This window comes from Paenibacillus sp. P4_A9 (genome assembly GCF_056402415.1).
Genome location: NZ_JBFUHL010000112.1, coordinates 1 through 7,281 on the forward strand (window position 1 = coordinate 1; position 7,281 = coordinate 7,281).

The 7,281-nt window shown below is 34.2% G+C and carries 8 protein-coding genes; 6 read left to right on the plus strand and 2 right to left on the minus strand.

Translation table 11 applies throughout. The features are described 5' to 3' along the window. Window positions 1–228: 228 nt before the first annotated feature. A complete protein-coding gene (locus tag AC1DVJ_RS28955; RefSeq protein WP_477596017.1) occupies window positions 229–882 on the plus strand; it encodes a hypothetical protein in 654 nt (217 codons plus the stop codon). Window positions 883–975: 93 nt separating this feature from the next. Here AC1DVJ_RS28955 and AC1DVJ_RS28960 read toward each other — a convergent pair whose 3' ends face one another. Further along, a complete protein-coding gene (locus tag AC1DVJ_RS28960; protein WP_477596019.1) occupies window positions 976–1,158 on the minus strand; it encodes a hypothetical protein in 183 nt (60 codons plus the stop codon). A 248-nt stretch (window positions 1,159–1,406) separates the two neighbouring features. On the opposite strand from AC1DVJ_RS28960, the gene AC1DVJ_RS28965 reads away from it, so the two are divergent. From AC1DVJ_RS28965 to AC1DVJ_RS28985, 5 genes are all read left to right on the plus strand, one after another. Then, complete coding sequence (locus tag AC1DVJ_RS28965; RefSeq protein ID WP_477596021.1) at window positions 1,407–2,447, plus strand: hypothetical protein; 1,041 nt, start codon at window positions 1,407–1,409, stop codon at window positions 2,445–2,447. Window positions 2,448–2,504: 57 nt separating this feature from the next. Continuing rightward, window positions 2,505–3,014: a hypothetical protein gene (locus tag AC1DVJ_RS28970; protein ID WP_477596023.1), complete on the plus strand. Its 510-nt coding sequence runs from the start codon at window positions 2,505–2,507 to the stop codon at window positions 3,012–3,014. 22 nt (window positions 3,015–3,036) lie between these two features. Beyond that, window positions 3,037–3,417 carry a hypothetical protein gene (locus AC1DVJ_RS28975; RefSeq protein ID WP_477596025.1) on the plus strand — a complete coding sequence of 127 codons (381 nt, stop codon included), beginning with the start codon at window positions 3,037–3,039 and terminating at the stop codon, window positions 3,415–3,417. 79 nt (window positions 3,418–3,496) lie between these two features. Next, window positions 3,497–4,699 (plus strand): hypothetical protein, encoded by a 1,203-nt coding sequence (locus tag AC1DVJ_RS28980; RefSeq protein ID WP_477596027.1) that lies wholly within the window; start codon window positions 3,497–3,499, stop codon window positions 4,697–4,699. 43 nt (window positions 4,700–4,742) lie between these two features. Next, window positions 4,743–5,309 carry a hypothetical protein gene (locus AC1DVJ_RS28985; protein ID WP_477596029.1) on the plus strand — a complete coding sequence of 189 codons (567 nt, stop codon included), beginning with the start codon at window positions 4,743–4,745 and terminating at the stop codon, window positions 5,307–5,309. Between the two features lie 487 nt (window positions 5,310–5,796). Here AC1DVJ_RS28985 and AC1DVJ_RS28990 read toward each other — a convergent pair whose 3' ends face one another. Beyond that, window positions 5,797–6,603 (minus strand): DUF2569 family protein, encoded by an 807-nt coding sequence (locus AC1DVJ_RS28990; RefSeq protein WP_477596031.1) that lies wholly within the window; start codon window positions 6,601–6,603, stop codon window positions 5,797–5,799. Between the last annotated feature and the right edge of the window lie 678 nt (window positions 6,604–7,281).

Sequence of the window (7,281 nt, forward strand, 5' to 3'; positions counted from 1 at the left end):
AGTTATGAATTAGTAAATTCGGTTAGATGGAACGCGGAGTACTGGGAAACTCGTACGCTCCGTGTGGAGCAGGGGAAAAGCTGGAGATGACTTCAAATGCTTACCTATTGCAAACCGATAGCTCAATAAAAGAGAAGTTTTATCGAAACTTAAGGGGTCGGGACTTTGTATTGCAGTAGACACTTCTGCTATGACGGAAATTCCTTTAGAAAAGGTGTGGGATAATCCATGGAAAGTGAATATATAACCGTTGTAGGTACTTCCTATTTAGATCCGATAGTCACTTTATTTGAACAACTGGAAAATAAATCCACATCTAATGAGGTTCAAACATCAGTATATGAGAACGGATACTCCACATCAATAATTCTTTTAACAGTAATAATGTTGGAGTCACTCTTAGCAAGAGCAAGACATTTTAAGCTACAAGAAGAAAGCTGCGAGCCTTATAAAAACGTATTGAAGTTTACGGAGGAATATTTCAAAATTGGTAGTGACAACTTGGAAATCCTTTATGAGCTTTTTGTTGTCAGAGATGTGATAGCACATAACCACATCTGGAGATCGACAATAAATCAAAATGGTGGTCTTAGTTTTGTTAACGAACCGTCTTTAGAAAACGTCTTTGGAGATAAGAAATTTAACTCTGTTGTTGATCTTAAGGATAGAGTTACTAAAAAACTCCGTCTAAATGTTTTCCCCACACGAATATGTAAAATCGATGCTATTGTTCTTTTTGAAAATGCCTATTTGATCTTAAAAGAAATAGAGGATATTTCAAGAACATACCTTTATATTTCACAACACCATGTACAGTATAAGAATGAGTATTACAAGATTAAGGATTTCATAAGATTACTCAAGGAATCACAGGACACCTGATTCATGGGTGTTCTTTGTGTTATCCGGGACAATGCAGCTTTAGTCATCTGAGGGCATCAAGTGTGATGATACTCCTGAGTAGGTATATTCAACTCACACCACAAACGTACTATTCATCCTTAAGTAATATCCACCGTCTATTGTTACGGTATCCCCTGAGTAATCCTGTATAATCCCTTTTTCACATACTTCCCCAGCTACGCTCACTTCAACAACAGTCTGAAAGTAAATGCAGTTTTGAAGGTCAGCGTCCGTCCATTTAACATTCTTAATCATAAGTTATTACCCCTCGATGATCAGATTATAAAACAAAAAGCACCAAACCAAAAACGTGTGTTGAACACGAATTGGCGGTGCTTCCGCTAGGTACATTGTAACTCGTATGGATTTATTTGTAAATAGAATGAGAACTAGTAGGGAATAAGCATCATTCGTTATATGCTGTCAGACCAATATGACGTATAATGGGAATGTTAGCCAATACAATATAAGAGGGTTAAAGTCGTCTGGAAAGTGGTGTCTGAATGAGTGTATCTGTTGGCTTTTGGGACTCTTTGTTTGGTGATAAAGTTACTTTGGAGCTTCCTGATGGTAAAGGTGGAATCGTAAAGAGGCAGGTAACCAAGAAATGGCTTGATAAGATGGTTGCCGAAGGTCAGATTAGTAAAGCGATCAAAGTCAATATCTTTAACTCAATCAATGGTGTAAGAAAAGAAGAGTGGATGGTAAACGAAGATATTGATTATCAGACATACAGCAGATTCACTCAATACGATGATGAATTATTTTTTATTGAATTTTATGATGATGAAGCAGAACTAAAAAGAATGATTGTTCAGAGAGAAGTATACATAAACGCACATGATAAATTTGAGAGTATTACTGGTGATCTTGATGAGAGCGAACTTGCATCTGTAGCTGAAATAGTACATTCAAGAAAAGCTGTAGAAAAAAAGTTTGCCGCGGTTAAGGAAGAAATTCAAAGTAATCCACATAGTGACGATTCGATCAGAGCAAGTTGGCTAAAAAGATTGGAATTTTTAATGAAGGAATATCAAAACGAAGCATTTGCTGATCGTTCGCACACACTTCATAGTGATTTTAATGCAATGATTATTCTCAATTCGGTCTCATATTTAAGATTGCTAATCCAATCACTTGAGATAGGTAGCAAGATGGATCAGAGTTTTGATGAAGCTCACATAGTAGTGATCGACCAATTAATGGATAATATCAGCAAAAAGCAGTATAGAGAATTAACCAAATACATTACATCAATCCTCTTTATAAAATTTCTTAATAATAATATAAGTACGCAGATTTTTGAGATGGGAATTGATGAGCAAAAATTCAGAACTGACTTTTTGGATGGCTTGCAAATAGATGAAAAATTTATTATGACGCAAAATATTCAGTCGCTCCAAAGAAAAATATTGGTCGCCTTAGGTCTACCGATCACAGAAGGATACATTGTCATTGCAGACGGTGCTACTGAAGATGCATATAATCAGTTCAATAACGATTTTGTTGAGTGGGTCGAGGATAAGTATTTAAACGAAGATTAGGGATAGTGGGTTGGTTACAATAATGGATCAAATAATACAACTTTAGGAAGTGCTTACTTGAATTATAATAATAAAAAACATCTTTTCGCTTATTTCATTTTTGCTGGAATGTTAATGTATCTTTTGCATGCTGCTCTGCAATCAGTATTTATTATTTCACTTCCAATGGAAGAAGGATGGGCTGTGGAAACAGTTCAAACCGATGAACGTGAATACATTACTGAGTTCAAAAATGAACTTGAACAAGCTAAGTATTATCATAATACTGATATGCTAAAAAGAAATAAGTACTTAATGTTTGGCGAATTTTTATTTGTTTTTGGAATAAGTTATTTAGTGTTTCACTTAATTCCGAAGTGGAAGAATATTCTTAATAACGAATCAGGATTAGCAGTGTTTTTTACAATAGGAATAATTTCATTTATTGTTTTATTTATTGCACCACTTGTGTTTAGTATTATACTTCCTACACCATCTGAATGGTTTCCAGACATTTTCATTGATACACATGATAAGTTAGTCAAAAGTGAACTTGAACATCTTGAAAAAGTATTTGGAAAAGAATGATCTTTACGAGAGGGGGATCAGATTGGCAAATATAGTTATGGGTGTCGATATAAATAATCCTAAAGCGGTAGTTAGTAAGGTAATTAAAGATGCTATTATTTTCAGTATTGTAGCATTAGTAATTGCATTTATTATGAATGGATTGGGTTGGGAATTGTTTGGCTTTATTTTGGCTTGTATCATTGCAATTCCAATGGCATTCAATATTGTTAAATTCGTTATTCTTGACTTGCCAATGACGATTTTTGCAACTGGTGTATACATATGGGAGAAATCAACGAATCGTTCAATACAGGGTGCATTTAAGAATCATGTATTGCTACCCATTGTAGGTAACGTGTTTATGTTCTTGGAGAATGCTTGTTATCTCATAATTATTCCGTACTTGTATCACGCTTATTAAAAAAGGATTTGTTCGGAATCTTAGGTTACATAGGACTAATATAATGGGAGCAAGTGGTACACCTAGTGTGTTGAGATAATTGAAAACTTTGGGGGAAAATAGAGTGAATTTAGTGCAAGCGGAGAAAGTTGTTAATGATTATGGAGCAGCATTAGCTTCTGGTAATGAAGGTGAATTTGCAAGAAAAATCTCATCGCTTCCTGCAAATAAAGATACAATAATAAAAGCTTATAAACTATTTATAGCACACTACATTGAATATGATATTTTGACTGAGGAAATCGGAAATCAGCTTGTTTTGGCACTGTGTGGTATTAATATTTTTGTAACAGATTCTGAGGCTCAAACCATAAATTCTTCTGCATCTTTGAGAAAAGTAGGAGTTCCTGCTGATGATCCTAGGATTCGAAATTCGGTTCAGTTTATGATGAAAAATGGATATGATGGAGTTTTATTTGATGAAATTAATGAATTTATTGGTCAAGTTCAAGATTTAAATAAAGAAGACCCACTATATCATCAACGAATTTACACGCTTGCAGGGGTTGAATATATTCCCGAAGAATCCAGTATACAAATCGAACAACCTGTTCAGAACAAAATCATCAGCAAAGTAATTATGAATTTCTTAAAACGCATAGTTATTGGAGCAGTCATAATAATAGTAATTGCTTTTTTTAATAAAGGAAATTTTATAGTGGTAAATGAGAATAGTTATTTAGGAATGGATAAAGACGGTAGACAAATACTGATACAATCTTTAAATCAGGCAAATGATGAGCCATATACTATAGAAAGCGAATTTAATGATACAAATTTTTTCCAAAGATTAGTATTTGGAGAACCTATGCGAACAACCTTTAGAGTTACACACGTAGTTTTGGATTACAATTTGGTAGAAGAGGTTAATGAAGAAACTTTTAAAAAGGGTTTAGCAGAACCTGCAAGTGATTTTTTAGACTTGTTTAGAAATGGTGGAACTATACATCTTACCGATTCAGATACAATTGAACGGGATGTATTGGCGGATAGAGCAAAAAGATACGGAGTTAAAACTTTTGAGGATTTACTTACTGCTTTCGGTTTCAAAATGTACGAAGTATATGTAAATCGTGATCTTGTTGCTTCGATTACGTTAAACAATCAGGGTAATACAGTACATAAAGGTGGATTGTTTGGAGTTACCAGATTAGGATATACCCCACCAAAAATGATTGAAGATCGGGATTACCTAGATAAAAACGGAGTACTTCCAGCAGATTACCCACACTCAAAAAAATGAGTCCATAGTGTGAAAAAAATGTGGCATAAGGGGAGTTGGGAAAATGTTTGGATTAGGAAAAAAGAAGGTTAACCTTGGGCAAGCTGCAAGACTAATAACTAATCATCTCCACGAGTATCCAGATACGGATTATTCACAAGCTGAGGAAGTAAGAAATAATTTTGATGAAGATGATATAAAATATTTTATCAATGTCGAATTGAATTTACTTAAATATACAGCCTTATATTTCGAATTTTTAATGGTAGCGTTAGAAAAAAGGAGTTCAATGGATTCTGAGAAACTGGCACAAACTGTGACTTATGCAATGAGACTATCTTTTGAAGATTTCAGCTACAAAGGAGAAACACTTGAAAACATGGCGAATTATCTTAGTAGAGAATTAGAATATATGACAGAAAGTTTAATTGAATTAGAGTCTGTAAGTCGGGATGATATTGAACTTAACACTACTCGAAGTTTTACTAAGAATCTTCTAGAGAATACTCTTGAGGTTGGTAACAAAGGTGAAAAAAACACAGTTATTACGTATCATTCAACCGTAATTATTGTAGCTGTCAGAAATATAATGAAAGACTTTCTTAAACAATTTAAAATCATTGAGTTCTAAAAGCCATTCACTAAAGCACTTGCTCAGTTGAGTAGGTGCTTTTTTTGTTAACGTGGATGGCTTGACCTATTAGATAAAGAAGGAGCAATTTTAGGCAGGACAGATATTCTTATTGGTATTGATCTGAATCCAGGCGATTTACACAAATTTAGCGATAAAATGCTTTGTCCATAAAGAAGCTGTAGAAGCGAAACTTACAAAAATGGTATATACAAAGTGATCCTAATGAATTTTGCAAAAGTGCAAACGAGATACACGACAGCATCAATCAAATCTAAGGTGTAGGGGGAGAGGAGGTTCTCTCCTTATTGCCAATTACAATGCGTAGGAGTCGATATAAGGCACGATGATACTAGGTGAGGGAAATATATGTATTGTTGTGTTTGATTACTGTGTACATATGACACGGAGAATCGATTGTGGAAGGTGTTGTAATGGCGGATTGTGAGAAATTGTTCATCCAAATTAAAAAGCCCCGAAGGGCTTTTTAATAGTTGAAAGTATTCTGCACCCTTTTTGATTTAATAAAATAAGGAACCCATAAAATAAATACAATCGCCGAATTTATAAGTACATTTCTTCCATCATTTACAATTGATGAATCAATATTTGGTATTGTAATTATTAGTATAAAATGAACAATAGCTAACGCTAAATTAATGCTAAAAAAATAAATCATAATTTTCTTGAAACTTTTTTTCAATTTGAAACATAGATAAGCACTAATCAATATAATAATTACGTTATAAATGTTTATAATAGATTCTAAGAAAATCCCAAAAGCTAATAAAGGATTATCTTGTGATATGTCTTGAATTTGTCCCGAAGTGTATATGGGAAGCAATGAATCAACTAAATAAAAAAGTGAACGTCCAAACACCAGTATTTGACCAATTGCGAGAACGTACAGCCAACCTCCGAACCCGAAATATATTGGTCTCGATTCGGTTGTATAATCCACTTTGGTCGAAGCAATTAACTTTCGATTATTTTCTTCTTTTTCTAATAATGTCCCAACAATTCCGACACCCCACAGTACAACCATCTGTACAACCCACATTATTACTAAAATAACTAACCATTGAACATATGGAGAATCAAATCCAGTCTCGCTCCATGCGTTAAATCCCCATACAAGTTCAGCAATTACAGGGAAGAAGAAAGAGATAATACCCCAAAACAATCCACTACTTTCATAAGCTATGTATACAGTCCAAAAATGCATTAAACCTGCTATAATATATATTGCGATTGACCAAAAATAAGCTAACCCCACGAATAATTTTTTCCCCATGATTCACCTTTTTTGATTTCCACATCGGTTGTGGTATTGGCTATTACTGTAAGTACCAGTATACTGACTTATCCGATAATCGTAAACAGTATATTACGTTTGTAGGATGATTTTTAAGCTCTGTGGCATTGTAGTTAGCAATAGAATGGTACGGTGTAGTATCTCGGAGGTACAAATGGGTGTCTAGGATGTAATCATTGAGTTGGATAAGGCATTTTGGGTGAGAAGCTAATTTTTACAAGTCCGGCTGAAGGAAGGGCTTATTCCCGTTATATCAGCCTATATACCAAGGATGGCGGAGTAACTTGGATGGAACAACAATAGCAGATCAGGGGCTGAATTATTGTTTAGACTGAGCTGCGCGACATTAAACTAACGAGAGAACGTTACTTAAATAGGGATCACCAGCTGCCGCGCAGTCAGTAGATAACCGGACCAGCTGCCTATTCTTATTAATAAAATATGCCATATCTTTTAACAGTGTCAGGAATCAAAATAGAGGATATGATGCTATTACAATAGTAAACAACACTAATGAACTTTATTTTCCACTTTTACCTCATTTCCTTTTGAAAAAGTCCTTTAAGTAACGAACTTAATTAAAATTTATAATAATCATAAAAACCGCGTAATTACTGGACTTTGACTAACGATCTTTATTTTCCTGAATCACATCAT

Excerpts from the sequence above, each read along its gene's own strand:
- AC1DVJ_RS28955 (WP_477596017.1), top strand. The coding sequence starts at position 229 with ATGGAAAGTGAATATATAACCGTTGTAGGTACTTCCTATTTAGATCCG.
- AC1DVJ_RS28960 (WP_477596019.1), bottom strand. The coding sequence starts at position 1,158 with ATGATTAAGAATGTTAAATGGACGGACGCTGACCTTCAAAACTGCATT.
- AC1DVJ_RS28965 (WP_477596021.1), top strand. The coding sequence starts at position 1,407 with ATGAGTGTATCTGTTGGCTTTTGGGACTCTTTGTTTGGTGATAAAGTT.
- AC1DVJ_RS28985 (WP_477596029.1), top strand. The coding sequence starts at position 4,743 with ATGTTTGGATTAGGAAAAAAGAAGGTTAACCTTGGGCAAGCTGCAAGA.
- AC1DVJ_RS28990 (WP_477596031.1), bottom strand. The coding sequence starts at position 6,603 with ATGGGGAAAAAATTATTCGTGGGGTTAGCTTATTTTTGGTCAATCGCA.